The following is a 15,223-nucleotide window of genomic DNA, read 5'->3' on the forward strand; positions in this document are numbered from 1 at the left end:
TGGCTTGTGCCTATCAATCCCTGCGGCACAAGCCATTGGTCGCGGGCCACCCACCCGCGTCATAGTGGCGGCATCCCCCTCTTGCGGAGTCACCACCATGCTGAAAGTACACCACCACATGGGTCGCCTGACCCACTCCCTCACTGCCGGACTCGGCCTGGCCGAGGCGCTGGATCGCCTGCATCAATCGGGTCTTGGCGGCCTGCCGGTGCTGGATGAGCAGAAACGGCTGATCGGCTTTCTTTCCGAACAAGACTGCATCCCCAGCCTGCTCACCGGCAGCTACCACTGCGATACCCGCACCCGGGTGGAGGATCTGATGAACCGCTCGCCCCTCTCGGTCGGGCCGGATGAGAGCATTCTGGATCTTGCTCGCCAGATGGCCGATGCCAAGCCCAAGATCTACCCGGTGCTGCAACAGGGCAAGGTGATCGGCATCATCAGCCGCCGTCAGGTGATGCAGGCCCTCAACCAGCAGATGAAGGTGTGCCAGCAGACCTAGATCTGGTAACGCCCCTTGTCACCGATATCGAAGTGCAGGGGCATCCGCCACTTGGCCAGCGCCAGCAAGGTCAACAGGGCGCCGCAGACCAGCGCCACCAGTGCGGCGGCCCACTCCACCCGCAACCACTCCAGCAGCCATAACGCCGGCAGCAATACGGGCACCAGCTTGATGCCGGGAATGGCGAAACAAAACTGCTCCTTGAACGCCAGCCCGGAGAGGGTAGCCAACGCCGCAGCCAGGGCCAGCGCGCCCCAACCAAATCCCTGCAGAATCAGGCGAATCCGCTTGTCGTAGATATGCAGCGAGAAGCCGCAGATTGCGCTTGCCACTGCCAGCGACATCAACCATTGTGCCGACGGGAGCAATGCCATCCCGCTCAGCAGCGCCGCACCGCGGCAAAGCAGCAACAGGGCAGCCGCACTCAAGCCAAGGCGGTAGAGCGAGACGGTCAACTTGTCGATCCCGTCCAGCGGGCTCTCGATTTCAGGATTTGCCATAAACAGTCGCTTCTAACGGATCAGGTGCCATCCAATATACTGGAATCAGGTCTTGGAATATCTTCAAACGGGCTCAGGAGACGTAGTTTGCGTGTGATCCCCCTGTTTTGGTTGCTGTTTCCACTCGGATTGCCCGCCAAAGAGCTGGTGATCTGCGGCACCATAGAGCCCCCGCTCAAGTTTCTCGATGTCGATCAGAAACCCCGCGGACTCGATATCGACATAGTCACCGCCATCTTCGACAAGCTGGAGACGCCCTTTCGGATCGAGCTGGCCGACTCCGGTGCCCGCCTCACCCGCAATGCCGAAACCGGCGCCTGCGACCTGGTGATGACCCACTCCTACAAGGCAGAGCGGGAGAGTTATCTCATCTATCCCCAACAGGCCCATCTTCGCCACAGCTGGCACTTCTTCGTGCGCAAGGCGGACCTGATGAAGATCCGCTACGAAACGCTGGCCGATCTCAAACCCTGGCGCATCGGCGTGACCAAGGATTTCTCCTATACCCCTGAACTGGCAGCAGCCATGACCGACCCGGCCTATCAGTTTCAGGAGATCACCATGAACCAGCTGCAACTGCGCAAACTGCTGGCCGGACGGATCGATACCGTGCCCATGCCGCTGGTCACCGCCTTCACCCAGATCAAGGAGGAGGGGCTGACAGGCAAGGTCGATTACCTGCCCAAACCGCTCAAGAGCAGCCCCTACTTCAACACCTGGGCCCGCGCACGAGCGGATGCACAGACCCCCGCCCTGATGGCGGCCTACGATGCCGAACTGCTGCGCATGAAGCGAAACGGCAGCCTCAAGACCCTCTACGACAAGTACGCCATCCCCTATATCGACCCCTGATCAGGGGTCAGGGTTTCACATCCCGCAGGATCGGGTTTTGCAGTGAAATCAGGGTTTCAGTGGACTGGATCTCGTCGATGGTCTGGATCTTGTTGATCAGCACTATCTGCAGCTCGTCGATGGAGCGGGTCATCACCTTCATGAAGATGCTGTAGTGGCCCGTGGTGTAGTAGGCCTCCACCACCTCGTCCAGCGCCTGCAGCTTGGCCAGTGCCGAGGGGTAATCCTTGGCACTCTTCAGATTGATCCCGATAAAGCAGCAGACGTCGTAACCCAGCTTCTTGGGGTTAACCTGCACCCGTGTCCCCTCGATGATCCCCGCCTGTTTCATCTTCTCCACCCGCACATGGATGGTGCCCGGGCTGACCGCCAGTTGTTTCGCAAGTTCGGCGTAAGGGATCCGCGCATTTTCCATCAGAGCAGTGAGGATGGCCTGATCGAGATTATCGATCCGGTAATTTTCCGGCATTTTTTTGCACTCCCGTTGACGATGCCTCATTAAATAACGGCTTATTTTGAAGAAAAAAATACACAAAGCCTATTTCTATTATCGAATATTGAATTTAGTTGGCATTCCGTTGAAGAATCACCACATCCAACGGGGTTTGAAACAGGAATTCAGCATGAAACAGCACTACATTCGCAGCCAACAGCAGATCAGCTTCGTCAAAGAGATGTTCTCCCGCCAACTCGCCCAGCAGCTGGGTCTGATGGAGGTACAAGCCCCCATTCTGAGCCGGGTCGGTGATGGCACTCAGGACAACCTCTCTGGCCATGAGAATGCAGTGCAGGTCAAAGTGAAAACCCTGCCGGAGCACAGCTACGAAGTGGTTCATTCGCTGGCCAAGTGGAAGCGCCAGACCCTGGGTCGCTTCGGGTTCGGCCCGGGCGAAGGGATCTACACCCACATGAAGGCGCTACGTCCGGATGAAGACAAGCTCACCCCCATCCACTCGGTCTACGTGGATCAGTGGGACTGGGAGAAGGTGATGCCGAGCGAGCGCCGCGATCTGGCCTATCTGCAGGAAACCGTGCGCGGCATCTGGGCCGCCATCAAGGCCACCGAGCGCGCAGTCTGCGCCGAACATGAGCTGACCCCCTTCCTGCCAGCCGAGATCCAGTTCCTGCACAGCGAAGAGCTGCTGGCCCGTTACCCGGACCTCGATGCCAAGGGGCGCGAGCGTGCCATCGCCAAAGAGCTGGGGGCCGTGTTCCTGATCGGCATCGGCGGTGCCCTCTCCCACGGCGAGCGTCACGATGTCCGCGCCCCGGACTACGACGACTGGAGCAGCCACAGCGAGCTGGGTCTGGCGGGTCTGAACGGTGACATTCTGGTGTGGAACCCGGTACTGCAAGACAGCTTCGAGATCTCCTCCATGGGGATCCGGGTCGATGCCGAGGCGTTGCGCCGCCAGCTGGCTATCACCGGTGACGAGGATCGCCTGCAGTACGACTGGCATCAGGATCTGCTGGCAGCACGGATGCCGCAAACCATCGGTGGCGGTATCGGCCAATCCCGTCTGGCCATGCTGTTGCTGCAAAAAGAGCATATTGGTCAGGTCCAGGTCGGCGTCTGGCCAGCCGAGATGAAAGCCGCCGTGCAAGGCATGCTGTAACGAATGAAGGCCATGCCGGCGCCATCGCAGCCGGCATGGCAACAGGCAGGTGGCCGTCGGGGTTGAGCGAGCGCATCCCCGGCAGGCTGTAAGAAGCGAGGCCAGCTGTGGCCACGCTTCGCAATCGGGGGCTTGTCCCTGCGACCCGCTCAACCCACGTCAGGTCGCTTCACTACATTCCTCCCGGCAATCTTCGGATTGCCGTTTTTTTTACGCCGAAAACAGGTGCTCAAAACCCGCCCCGATCTGGCGCTGGCGCGGCAACCCCGCCTTTCTGCTGCCGGTACAGTGGCAGGCAAACAACTGCTCTACCGCCTCTCCCTGCAGATAGGTGCCGAGCGCCGCCGCCCGCTGTGGGCCGGAGAACTTCAGGTGCAGGCCGCCGATGACGGCGTGGATCCGCTCGTCGCCACACACCTCCTTGGCCCGTTCGATGATGTTTTCGACCCCAGCATGACCGCAGCCGATAAAGACGATGAGCCCCTGCTCGCTCTTGTAGGCCAGCGCCGAGTCGTCGCTGATAAGGTCTTTCTCCACCCGCCCACCCCGCACTATATAGCCAAGCAGCGAAGGCACAGCCCGGTTACGCCGCATGATGCTACCGAGAAACACCAGACGATCCGAGAGCCACACCGGCTCGGCCGAGCAATGGGGGAGCAAACCTCTGGCCGGCAGCGACTCCCGAACCAGCTCCCCCGACAGGCGATAGAGGTTGCGCCGCCAGAAGGGAAGCGACAAGAAGTAGCCCCGCTCGCAGAACACATCCGGACAGGCGATGAGCGGGATGGGTCTTGGATAGACGGGCAGCGAGCCGACCCCACCCACGTGGTCGTAATGACCGTGAGAGAGCACCACATGGGTGAGCGAGGCGAGATCGATCCCCATCACGGCGGCGTTGTGGCACAGCGCCCGGCCACGGCCGCTGTCGAACAGCACCCTGAGGCCGTCACACTCCAACAGCAGCGCCAACCCCCGTTCGGGCAGACAGCCAGGCAGATGAACGTCGTCATCCACCAGCACGGAAAACTTCAGCATCTCAATCCCTCAGAAAACAAAACGCAGGCACGAGGCCTGCGTTTTTCATCGACAATCCCGTTACTGGGTCATGGTGAGGCCGTTGCTGTCGGCCCCCAGCACCAGTTTTTTGCCCGGCACGATGCGACCGGAGAGCAGGGCCTGCGCCAGCGGGTTCTCAACCTTCTGCTGGATCGCCCGTTTGAGAGGCCGCGCCCCATAGACGGGGTCGAACCCAGCGTGGACCAGCTTCTCGAGCAATGCTTCGCTCACCTTCACCTCGTAACCCTGAGCCTCCAGTCGCCCCATCAGGCTCTTGAGCTGGATGCGGGCGATGGACTTGATGTGATCCTCGCCGAGGGGATGGAACACCACCGTCTCGTCGATCCGGTTGATAAATTCCGGCCGGAAACTGCGGGTCAGCACATCCATCAGCATGGCCTTCATCTCGTCGTAATCCTTCTCGGAGTGGTGCTCCTGAATCAGATCCGACCCGAGGTTGGAGGTCATGATCACCACCGAGTTGCGGAAATCGACGGTCCGACCCTGACCATCGGTCAGGCGGCCATCATCGAGCACCTGCAACAGGATGTTGAACACATCCGGGTGCGCTTTCTCCACCTCGTCCAGCAGGATCACCGAGTAGGGACGACGGCGCACAGCCTCGGTCAGATAACCACCCTCTTCATAACCCACATATCCGGGAGGCGCCCCCACCAGACGGGCCACGCTGTGTTTCTCCATGAACTCGGACATATCGATCCGCACCATGGCATCCTGGGTATCGAACAGGAACTCCGCCAGCGCCTTGCACAGCTCGGTCTTGCCCACCCCGGTGGGCCCCAGGAACAGGAAGGAGCCGATGGGGCGATTCGGATCGGAGAGACCGGCACGGGAGCGGCGAATGGCGTTGGAGACCGCATCAACCGCCTCCTCCTGACCAATCACCCGGCTGTGCAGTTGCTCTTCCATCCGCAGCAGCTTGTCGCGCTCCCCTTCCAGCATGCGGGCGACCGGAATACCGGTCCAGCGGGCCAGGACGTCTGCGATCTCCACGTCGGTGACCCGGTTGCGCAACAGGCTGGTCTCCTGCATCTCGGCCTGGGTGGCGAGATCCAGCTGTTTCTCCAGCTCCGGAATGCGGCCATATTGCAGCTCGGACATCCGGCCCAGGTCGCCTGCGCGGCGCGCCACATCGAGATCCTGACGGGCCTGCTCCAGGGCCGCCTTGATATGCTGGGTGCCGGCAAGGGCAGCCTTCTCGGCCTTCCACACTTCGTCCAGCTCGTTGTATTCCCGATCTTTTTCGCCAATCTCCTGATTGATCAGCTCCAGACGTTTGCGACTGGCGTCGTCGTCCTCTTTCATCAGCGCCTGCTGCTCCAGCTTGAGCTGGATGATGCGCCGCTCGAGGCGATCGAGCGCCTCCGGCTTGGAGTCGATCTGCAGCCGGATGCTGGCCGCCGCCTCGTCGATCAGGTCGATGGCCTTGTCCGGCAGCTGGCGATCCGCGATATAGCGGTGCGACAGCTGGGCCGCCGCCACAATCGCCGGGTCGGTGATCTGCACATGATGGTGCAGCTCGTAACGCTCTTTCAGGCCGCGCAGAATGGCGATGGTGTCCTCCACGCTCGGCTCTTCCACCAGCACCTTCTGGAAGCGACGCTCGAGGGCAGCATCCTTCTCGATGTACTGACGGTACTCATCCAGGGTGGTGGCGCCGACGCAGTGCAGGTCGCCACGGGCCAGCGCAGGTTTCAGCATGTTGCCCGCGTCCATGGCCCCTTCGCCCTTGCCGGCGCCGACCATGGTGTGCAGCTCGTCGATAAAGAGGATGACGTTGCCCTCCTCCTTGGCGAGATCGGTCAGTACGGCCTTGAGCCGCTCTTCAAACTCACCGCGATACTTGGCCCCGGCCACCAGCGCCCCCATGTCCAGCGACAGCACCCGCTTGTTCTTAAGCCCTTCCGGTACTTCGCCGTTGATGATGCGCTGGGCCAACCCCTCGACGATGGCGGTTTTACCGACACCGGGAGCACCGATCAACACGGGGTTGTTCTTGGTGCGGCGTTGCAGCACCTGAATGGTGCGGCGGATCTCGTCATCACGGCCGATCACCGGGTCGAGCTTGCCGATCTCGGCCCGCTCGGTCAGATCGATGGTGTACTTCTCCAGCGCCTGACGGTTCTCCTCGGCGTTGGCATCCTCCACCTTCTTGCCGCCACGCACCTTGTCGATGGCCGCTTCGAGTTTCTCCTTGGTCAGCCCCTGGGCGCGCAGCAGCTCACCCAGCGTTCCCTTGTCGTCGAGGGCAGCCAGCACGAACAGTTCGGAGGAGATGAACTGATCCTTGCGCTGCTGGGCCAGTTTGTCGCAAACGTTGAGCAAGCGGCCGAGGCCGTTGGAGAGCTGCACGTCCCCTTCCACGCCGCTGACGCGCGGCAGGCGATCCAGCTCCTCACCGAGACGGGAGCGCAGGGCATTGATATCCATCCCGGTCAGGGTGAGCAACGGACGGATGGAGCCGCCATCCTGATTGACCAGTGCGGTCATCAGGTGAACGGGTTCGATGAATTGGTGGTCACGACCCAGCGCAAGAGACTGGGCATCGGAAATAGCAATCTGGAATTTGCTGGTAAGGCGATCGAGGCGCATTGCACTCCCCCTTCAAACAGGCAGACGCCGCTTGCGCGGCAAACAACATAACTTTCTGAGATGAAAGATGAGGCCCGTACGGGCTATTTCAAGGGCATGGGCTGGTTATTTTTTCTGCAAAGCGGGGAGAGTGCAGGATCCCCGCCTCTCTCATACGGATCGGTTCTTGAGAGAGACGGGCTATTACTTGGCGGGTGATTGCTTAGCGGGCCAACCAGATGAGAGAGGCCATACGGCCGGTCTGGCCGTCGCGACGATAAGAGTAGAACTGCTCGCTATCGCTGAAGGTGCAGTACTCGCCGCCATAGACGGCGGTAACGCCGGCACGGGCGAGGCGCAACCGCGCCAGCTGGTAGATATCCGCCAACCATTTGCCGTCGTTGGCGGAAGGCACGAAAGCCGCGACCGCTTCAGCCTGCTCAGCCATAAAGGCCTCGCGCACCTCTCCCCCCACTTCAAATGCAGTGGGGCCAATGGCCGGGCCCATCCAGGCCAGGACCTCGCCCGGCTCGCAGCCCATGGCGGCGATGCTCGCCTCCAGCACGCCCTCTTTCAGTCCACGCCAGCCTGCGTGGGCCGCTGCGACCACGGTACCTGCCCGATCGCAAAACAACACTGGCAGACAGTCGGCGGTCATCACGATGCAGGCCTGATCCGCCTCATGGGCGCAGGCGGCATCGGCATCCGGTGCTTGCTGATAATGGCTGCTGACCTGATGAACCACGGTGCCGTGCACCTGATTAAGCCAGTTAAGGGGCCCCGGGATGGCGGCCGCCTGCTGCAAGCGGGCGCGGTTAGACTCGACTCGCGCCGGTTCATCCCCCACATGGGCGCCCAGATTCAGCCCGGCGAAAACCCCCTCGCTTACCCCGCCATCCCGAGTGGTTGACAGGGCTCTGACATTGGCCGGAGCTGGCCAGTCGGGTTCGATCCATTTCATCTGTGACTCCTTCAATTCACCGATATAAAAACGGGGCTCCTGCAAGGGAACCCCGTTTGGCATCTATTCGGGCCGGATGACGCCAGAAACCGACGCAGCAGGCCCTATCGCATCAGTTCCAGACTAAATCATCCGGATTGGCGAGCGTATCCGCGCGCAGCACTTCCATCAGCTCCACCATGTCTTGCGGTGTAGCTGAATGCCACTGCATCACTTCACCCGTGATGGGGTGAGCCAGTTGCAGCATGGTGGCATGCAGCGCCTGACGGTTGAAGTTGCGCAGTGCCTGAGTCAGCTCGGGAGTCGCGTTGCGCAGCGGGCGCAGACGGCCACCGTAAGCGGGATCGCCCACCAGCGGGTGTTTGATGTGCGCCATGTGGACACGGATCTGGTGGGTACGACCGGTTTCCAGACGCAGACGCAGACGGGTATGGCCACGGAACTTCTCGTGAACCCGGTAGTGAGTTACGGAAGGACGACCATTGGGCACCACGGCCATATGGGTACGCTGGGTCGGGTGACGACCGATGGGCGCATCAACGGTACCACCTGCGGTCATGTGACCGATGGCGATCGCTTCGTACTCACGGGTGATCTGGCGCGCCTGCAACGCTTCCACCAGATGGGTCTGGGCGGGTACGGTTTTGGCAACCACCATCAAACCTGTGGTGTCTTTATCCAGACGGTGCACGATACCGGCGCGAGGTACCTCGGCAATGCCGGGGTAGCGGTGCAACAGGGCGTTGAGGATGGTGCCATCCGGCGTACCTGCGCCCGGGTGAACCACCAGTCCGGCCGGTTTGTCGATCACCAGAATGTGTTCATCTTCATAAACGATGTTGAGCTCGATATCCTGGGCATCCCAGCGAGTATCATCTTCCAGCTCGACATTCACATGCACCTGCTGCCCGGCCAGAATCTTCTCGCGCGGGGTGTTGGCAACCTGACCGTCCAGGGTCACTCTGTCCTGTAAAATCCACTCCTTGATGCGGGTGCGGGAGTAGTCTGGAAACAATTCGGCCAGGGCCTGGTCGAGTCGCTGCCCGAATTGGTGATCCTGGAATTCGCCTGTCAGTTCAATATGCTGGCTCATGTATGGTCTCTTGAGCGGGGGGTATCAATTCGAAATAATCCGGGTATTCTAGCTTTTCTTTTAGCCAAGCATAACGGATACTTTGCCAATTTCGTGGAAATGGACCGGATGTTGTTGATGGGAAAGAAGTCTCACCTGCTGATGTCGCTCGCCTTGGTCGCTACCTTGATCACAGGCTGTTCCAGCACCAAACCCAAGGTACCCGACGAACCGCCGGAGACCCTGTACCAGAAAGCACGCCTCAAACTGGACGTTGGCAATTACGTGCAAGCCACTGAATTGCTGGAGGCTTTGGACTCTCGCTACCCGTTCGGCGCCTACTCCAATCAGGTGCAGCTTGACCTCATCTATGCCTACTACAAGCAGGATGATACCGCTCAGGCGATCGCCAATATCGACCGTTTTATCCGCCTCAATCCGGCGCATAAAAATATCGATTACGTCTTCTATATGCGCGGCCTGACCAACATGGCGGCGGATTACAACTTCTTCCAGAGCCTGTTCGGTATCGATCGTGACGACAAAGACCCGGCTTATGCCCGTCAGGCATTCCAGGACTTCAAGACCCTGTTGCAGAACTACCCCAACAGCGTCTATGCCGCCGATGCCCGCGCCCGCATGATTGGCCTGAAGAATCGTCTGGCCCGATATGACCTGAGCGTGGCCGAGTATTACGTGAAGCGTGATGCACTGGTCGCGGCCGCCAACCGGGCCAAGCTGATTGTCGAGACCTACCCCGACACAGCCGAAACCGAGAAGGCACTGGAGATCATGGTCGAGTCTTACGACGCCCTGAAAATGCCACAGCTGGCCAAGCATGCCCGCGAAGTGCTGGCCAAGAACTACCCGGAGAACCGCCTCGGCCGTGGCTGAGTGATACGGATAAACCGGTAACAAAAAACCGATGCCAAGGCATCGGTTTTTTTATCGCTGCAATTTAGCCACTGACATTACCCGCAGGGGCTCTGCAGAGCTGGGTCAGCGTGACGGCGCCTTCCCAACGCCGTCCGTCATCGCAACGCTTACTTCGCGACATTACCCGCCACGTTCAGGGCATCCCAGGTGCGTGAGAAGGGAGGCGCGTAGGCAAAGTCCAGCATGCCGAGCTGCTCGGTGGTCACCCCCATGGTGATGGCCACCGCCAGCGCGTCGATGCGGTGGACCGCCCCCTTGCGACCGAGGATCTGGCCACCCAGCAGCCGCTTGCTGCCCGCCTCATAGACCAGCTTGACGTGAATGTCGGACTGACCCGGGCAGTAGTTGGTATGGCACTTGTCCTTGATCACCACGGTGCGATAGTCGATGCCCATCGCCTTGGCTTCCTGCTCGGAGAGGCCGGTACGGCCCGCCTCCAGCCCAAGCACCTTGAGCGCCGCAGAACCGAGGGTACCCGGGAACTCCTGCTCGGCACCCGCCAGGTTCTCGCCTACCATGCGCCCCAGCTTGTTGGCGATGGTGGCGAGCGGTACATAGACCTGCTGCTGCTTCACGCTGTGCCAGACGCTGGCACAGTCACCGGCTGACCAGACGTTGGCGAGCGAGCTGCGCCCCTGACGGTCCACCTTGATGGCGCCGTTGCCGAGCCGCTCGATGCCGGTATCGGCCAGAAACTCGGTGTTGGGCTTGACCCCGGTGCAGACCACCACGATATCGGCCTCATACTCGCCCTGGCTGGTTCGCACGCCGGTCACCCGGCCATCCCCCAGCAGTGCTTCAACTCGCTCACCCAGATGGAGAGAGACCCCCTGCTCGCGTAGTTCGGTTTCAATATGCTGGGTGATCTCGCCATCAAACGCATCGGGGATGACCCGATCCGCCAGCTCGATGAGACGCACCTCTTTACCCTGATGGACCAGCGCCTCGACCACCTCCAGCCCGATAAAGCCGGAGCCAATCACCACGGCGCGGCGATTGTTCTTGTCTTGCACCGCCGCCTTCAGCGCCAGCCCGTCGGCCATCCGGCGCAGACCGAATACCCCTTGCTGCTGCAAACCGGGGATGGGGGGCATCACTTCGCGGGCGCCGGTGGCGATCATCAGGCGATCGTAGCGATCGGTGAAGGTGTCGCCGTTATGCTCTACCTGCAGAGTCTGAGCAGTGGCGTCAACGCTCAGCACCCGATGGCCAATTTTGACCTCGATCCCCTTGGCGGCGAACTGCTCGGGGGTGAACTCGGCCATGTAGCCGGGATCCTGAAACTCGTCACCGACGAAGTAGGGCAGGCCGCAGGCACCGAAGGAGATCACTTCGGAGGCCTCATACACCACGATCTCGGCATCTTTGGCCAGACGGCGCGCCTTGGCGGCCGCACTCATACCGGCGGCTTCGCCACCGATGATCAGAATTCTCATTGTTTTTCCTCTCAATGGCGCAGGGAGGGCATGCCCTCCCTGCGGTCTATGACGGGAAAGGGTCGTCCCTTTCCACGCGCAGATCAACCGACGCAAATCAAACGGTGGACTCTTCGCCGTCCAGACTCACTTCGTGATCGCTGTTGAACACATGCATATCGGTCTCGCCCATCAGGCGGCTGGTGACCGTCCCTGCGGTGATGGACCCGGAGACGTTGAGCGCGGTGCGGCCCATGTCGATCAGCGGCTCGATGGAGATGAGCAGACCGGCCAGCGCCACCGGGAAGTCCAGCGCGGAGAGCACGATCAGCGCGGCAAAGGTGGCGCCGCCGCCAATCCCTGCCACCCCGAAGGAGCTGACGGTGATGATGGCGATCAGGGTCATGATGAAGCCGGGATCCATCGGGTTGACCCCGACAGTCGGGGCAATCATCACTGCCAGCATCGCCGGATAGATACCGGCACAGCCGTTCTGGCCGATGGTGGAACCGAAGGAGGCGGCGAAGTTGGCGATCCCCTCCGGAATACCCAGCGACTTGGTCTGGGTCTGCACGTTCATCGGGATGGAGCCCGCACTGGTGCGCGAGGTGAAGGCAAACGCCAGCACCGGGGTGATCTTCTTGAGGAAGCGCAGCGGGTTGATGCCGACCATGCTCACCAGCAGCAGATGCACGGCAAACATGATGGCGATGGCGCCGTAAGAGGCCATCACAAAGCTGAGCAGGTTGAGAATATCCGCGTAGTTGGAACCGGAGACCACCTTGGTCATCAGCGCCAGCACGCCGAACGGGGTCAGGCGCAGCACCAGGGTCACCATTCGCATCACGATGGCGTGAGCCACGGCCACGAAGTGGCTGAAGCTGGCGAAGATCTCAGGCTTCTTGCGGGCAATGCCGGTGGCAGAGAGGCCGATGAAGATGGAGAAGATCACCACGGCGATGGTAGAGGTCTTGCGCGCCCCGGTCATGTCGAGGAAGGGGTTGGCCGGAATGAACTCCAGCACCATCTTGGCAAAGGACATGCTCTCGACGCTGCCGAGGGTGGTCTGCAGCGCGGCGCCACGGGCACTCTCGGCGGCACCGGAGGTGAGCCCTTCAGCGGTCAGGCCAAACAGGTTGGACATCAGGATGCCCGCCCCGGCGGCGATGGCGGTGGTGAAGATCAGCACGCCTATGGTCATGGCGCTGATCTTGCCCAGCGCAGTGCCACCATTGAGCTTCAAGATAGCGCTGATGATGGAGACCATGATCAGCGGGATGATGATCATCTGCAGCAGCTTCACATAGCCGCTACCCACGATATCCAGATAGTCGATGGTCTGAACAATGACGGACGAACCTGCACCGTAAAGCAGTTGCAATGCGGCGCCGAACAGAATACCGAGCCCCAGACCGGCAAATACCCGGCGGGTGAAGCTCACATGTTTTTCCTGTAACCGGTAGAGAAAGAACAGCAAGATGGCGGCGATGGCCAGATTGCCGATAACGCTAAATGTCATGGTATGACTCCCCAAAAAGCGGGCTTGGGCCCGAGAAACAAGAGCAAGCGCCATGCTTGCCCTGGCAACCGTGTCAGACGGTCTGCGCCGTCGTGACAAGAACAAGGGGGTCTATCACCCCCTTGTCACAGATTCACTGCTTCTGCTGTTTCGCTCGCATGATGTTGATGATTTCGATGTCGGTATCCAGCATCCCCTCTTTGGAGAGGCGGCCCAGATTGGCGATGGTCTGATCCACGTCATCGGAAACGATCCCCTCGCTCTGAGGGACGTGCAGGTTGTTGATGGCCATCAGCGAAGACTTAACCGCCGCCGAGGTAGAAGTGGAGACCTTCATGGAGCAGGCGCTGCCCGCGCCGTCGCAGATGATGCCGGAGACATCGCCAATCATGTTGTTGATGCAGTGGCTGATCTGCTGATACTGGCCGCCCAGCAGCCAGGTGATGGCGGCACCAGATCCCATCGCGGCGGTACTGGCGGCACAGAGGGCCGACAGCTTGTTCTGATAGGTCTTGATGTAGATAGCCACCAGATGGCTCATCACCAGTGCCCGGGTCAGCTGCTCGTCGCTCGCCTTGAGGAAGCGGGCAGCCGCAACCACCGGCATGGTGGCGGCAATGCCCTGATTGCCGGAACCGGAGTTGGACATGGCGGGCAGCATGGCGCCATCCATCCGTGCATCGGAGGCGGCGGAGGAGAGGCGCATCGCCAGGGTCATCAGGTCATCGGAGAGCAGCTTGCGCTCCACCTGCTCGGTGAGGATCTTGCCGATCTTCAGACCGTACCCCTGCAACCCTTCATCTGCCAGCGCCTGATTCATGGTGGCAGCCTCGCGGATAAAGTCGATCTCCGCCAGCGGCACTTCCAATGCAAAATCGACGATCTCCCGCAGGGTCATGGCCGGTTTGGCGGATTTGGCTGGCTGGATCTGCACGCCGGGGGCACTGGCCTGCTCCATCAGCACCTCGCCATCCTTCTCCATCAGGATGATGCGAGTGTGGTCGGTACAGATCACCACCCGGGCACTGTGACCCTCCACTTCGGCCAGTACCTCGGCGTAGAGCACGTCCGGCACATCCTTCACATCCACCTTGATCACCGGCAGCAGCGCCTTGGCCGCTTCCACCTGTTCTGGTGTGAGGGTCTTGAGCACCTCCAGCCCGGCATCGGGATTGCCCCCTGTGATGCCGACCGCAGCGGCCACCGGTAGACCGATCATGCCGGTACCCGGCACCCCGACCCCCATGCCGTTCTTGAACAGATTGCCACTGACCCAGACGCTGATGCGGGTCGGGGTCTCCCCCAGCAGCTTGCGGCAGTTTGCCGCTGCCAGCGCCACCGACATCGGCTCGGTACAGCCCAGGGCCGGCACCACTTCACGCTTGAGCAGGGTAATAAAGTCGGTCCATTGTGCTTTCATCGCAGTGTTTCTCATGTTCAGGGTGCCCGCAGGCAGTTATTGCTTGTTCAGATCCGCTTTGTGATTACGGATATGCAGATAAACAGTATGACGGGAGATGCCGAGCATCCGGGCAACCAGCTGGGCCGCCTCCTTGATCTCGAAGATCCCCATGTCGAAGAGCCGGGTCACTATCTCCTTGTTACGCACCGTGCAGGAGAGCGAATCGTCCCGATCCACCTTCTCAATCACCTGGGTCACCAGATCGTCCACCGAGCTGGCAAAAGTCTCGTTATTGAGCGGCGCCGGTGCCGCGGGCAGCGCAAAAGTATCGAGCAGGCTGCCAAGGGAGGTATCCAGACTGAAGTTCACGCAGAGCATGCCGATGGGCTTGCCCTGCCGGTTGCTGATGGTGATGGAGGAGGACTTCATCAGCGTCCCGTCGCGGGTACGGCTGAAGTAGCTGCTCCACTGGCTGCCCGCCTCCCCCTGCAAGCGGTTGAGGGCAAAGTCGGTGACCGGCGCCCCCTCCCGACGACCGGTGACATGGCCGTTGGCAATCTTGATAACCGATGCATCCAGCGTATCGAACGCATGCAACACCACCTCGCACCCTGCGCCAAACAGCGCGGCCAGCGCCTCGACCGCGGGCTCAAAACTGGCGATCAGATGACGTTCTTCATCCGTTAACGAATTGATCTGGTCAGTGGTGGCTGCTGTGGACATATATGAGTAACTCTGAGTAAACCGCAGTTGACTCTACTATCAACAAGATCAACTAATGTTGAGCGGCATCCCCTTTT

The 15,223-nt window shown here is 60.7% G+C and carries 14 protein-coding genes; 4 read left to right on the plus strand and 10 right to left on the minus strand.

What is annotated here, in order from left to right; translation table 11 throughout:
* Positions 1–97: 97 nt before the first annotated feature.
* Entirely contained in the window at positions 98–502 is a 405-nt protein-coding gene (locus I6L41_RS15090) for a CBS domain-containing protein (RefSeq protein WP_005356342.1), read from the plus strand.
* Here I6L41_RS15090 and I6L41_RS15095 read toward each other — a convergent pair.
* Entirely contained in the window at positions 499–1,002 is a 504-nt protein-coding gene (locus tag I6L41_RS15095; RefSeq protein ID WP_216959770.1) for a DUF2301 domain-containing membrane protein, read from the minus strand. The two genes, I6L41_RS15090 and I6L41_RS15095, sit on opposite strands and share 4 nt — an antisense overlap.
* Positions 1,003–1,089: 87 nt before the next feature.
* On the opposite strand from I6L41_RS15095, the gene I6L41_RS15100 reads away from it, so the two are divergent.
* Positions 1,090–1,854: an ABC transporter substrate-binding protein gene (locus tag I6L41_RS15100; protein WP_216959773.1), complete on the plus strand. Its 765-nt coding sequence runs from the start codon at positions 1,090–1,092 to the stop codon at positions 1,852–1,854.
* Positions 1,855–1,861: 7 nt separating this feature from the next.
* Here the strand turns inward: I6L41_RS15100 and asnC are convergent, their stop codons facing one another.
* A complete protein-coding gene (gene asnC / locus I6L41_RS15105; RefSeq protein WP_005339783.1) occupies positions 1,862–2,323 on the minus strand; it encodes a transcriptional regulator AsnC in 462 nt (153 codons plus the stop codon).
* 154 nt (positions 2,324–2,477) lie between these two features.
* Between asnC and asnA the strand changes: the two genes are divergently transcribed.
* Positions 2,478–3,470, plus strand: coding sequence for an aspartate--ammonia ligase (gene asnA, locus I6L41_RS15110; RefSeq protein WP_021231465.1), 993 nt, complete (start codon positions 2,478–2,480; stop codon positions 3,468–3,470).
* A 210-nt stretch (positions 3,471–3,680) separates the two neighbouring features.
* On the opposite strand, the gene I6L41_RS15115 is transcribed toward asnA, so the two are convergent.
* From I6L41_RS15115 to rluD, 4 genes are all read right to left on the minus strand, one after another.
* Positions 3,681–4,505 (minus strand): MBL fold metallo-hydrolase, encoded by an 825-nt coding sequence (locus I6L41_RS15115; protein ID WP_216959776.1) that lies wholly within the window; start codon positions 4,503–4,505, stop codon positions 3,681–3,683.
* A 60-nt stretch (positions 4,506–4,565) separates the two neighbouring features.
* Complete coding sequence (clpB, locus tag I6L41_RS15120) at positions 4,566–7,139, minus strand: ATP-dependent chaperone ClpB (RefSeq protein ID WP_216959779.1); 2,574 nt, start codon at positions 7,137–7,139, stop codon at positions 4,566–4,568.
* Between the two features lie 202 nt (positions 7,140–7,341).
* A complete protein-coding gene (pgeF, locus tag I6L41_RS15125) occupies positions 7,342–8,079 on the minus strand; it encodes a peptidoglycan editing factor PgeF (RefSeq protein ID WP_216959782.1) in 738 nt (245 codons plus the stop codon).
* A 112-nt stretch (positions 8,080–8,191) separates the two neighbouring features.
* On the minus strand, positions 8,192–9,172 hold the full coding sequence (gene rluD / locus I6L41_RS15130; RefSeq protein ID WP_005339771.1) for a 23S rRNA pseudouridine(1911/1915/1917) synthase RluD: 981 nt from the start codon (positions 9,170–9,172) through the stop codon (positions 8,192–8,194).
* Between the two features lie 117 nt (positions 9,173–9,289).
* Here rluD and I6L41_RS15135 point away from each other — a divergent pair, with 117 nt between their 5' ends.
* A complete protein-coding gene (locus tag I6L41_RS15135; RefSeq protein ID WP_019446583.1) occupies positions 9,290–10,045 on the plus strand; it encodes an outer membrane protein assembly factor BamD in 756 nt (251 codons plus the stop codon).
* 149 nt (positions 10,046–10,194) lie between these two features.
* Here the strand turns inward: I6L41_RS15135 and I6L41_RS15140 are convergent, their stop codons facing one another.
* The 4 genes from I6L41_RS15140 to I6L41_RS15155 form a co-directional block, all read right to left on the minus strand.
* Positions 10,195–11,523 carry a CoA-disulfide reductase gene (locus I6L41_RS15140; protein WP_216959785.1) on the minus strand — a complete coding sequence of 443 codons (1,329 nt, stop codon included), beginning with the start codon at positions 11,521–11,523 and terminating at the stop codon, positions 10,195–10,197.
* A 97-nt stretch (positions 11,524–11,620) separates the two neighbouring features.
* Entirely contained in the window at positions 11,621–13,021 is a 1,401-nt protein-coding gene (locus tag I6L41_RS15145; protein ID WP_216959788.1) for an L-cystine transporter, read from the minus strand.
* Positions 13,022–13,154: 133 nt separating this feature from the next.
* A complete protein-coding gene (locus I6L41_RS15150) occupies positions 13,155–14,456 on the minus strand; it encodes a serine dehydratase subunit alpha family protein (protein WP_182970197.1) in 1,302 nt (433 codons plus the stop codon).
* Between the two features lie 21 nt (positions 14,457–14,477).
* Positions 14,478–15,146, minus strand: coding sequence for a transcriptional regulator (locus I6L41_RS15155; RefSeq protein ID WP_005357564.1), 669 nt, complete (start codon positions 15,144–15,146; stop codon positions 14,478–14,480).
* Between the last annotated feature and the right edge of the window lie 77 nt (positions 15,147–15,223).

Source organism: Aeromonas sp. FDAARGOS 1411 (assembly GCF_019047125.1).
In the GTDB taxonomy this organism is placed as follows: Bacteria; Pseudomonadota; Gammaproteobacteria; order Enterobacterales; family Aeromonadaceae; genus Aeromonas; species Aeromonas veronii.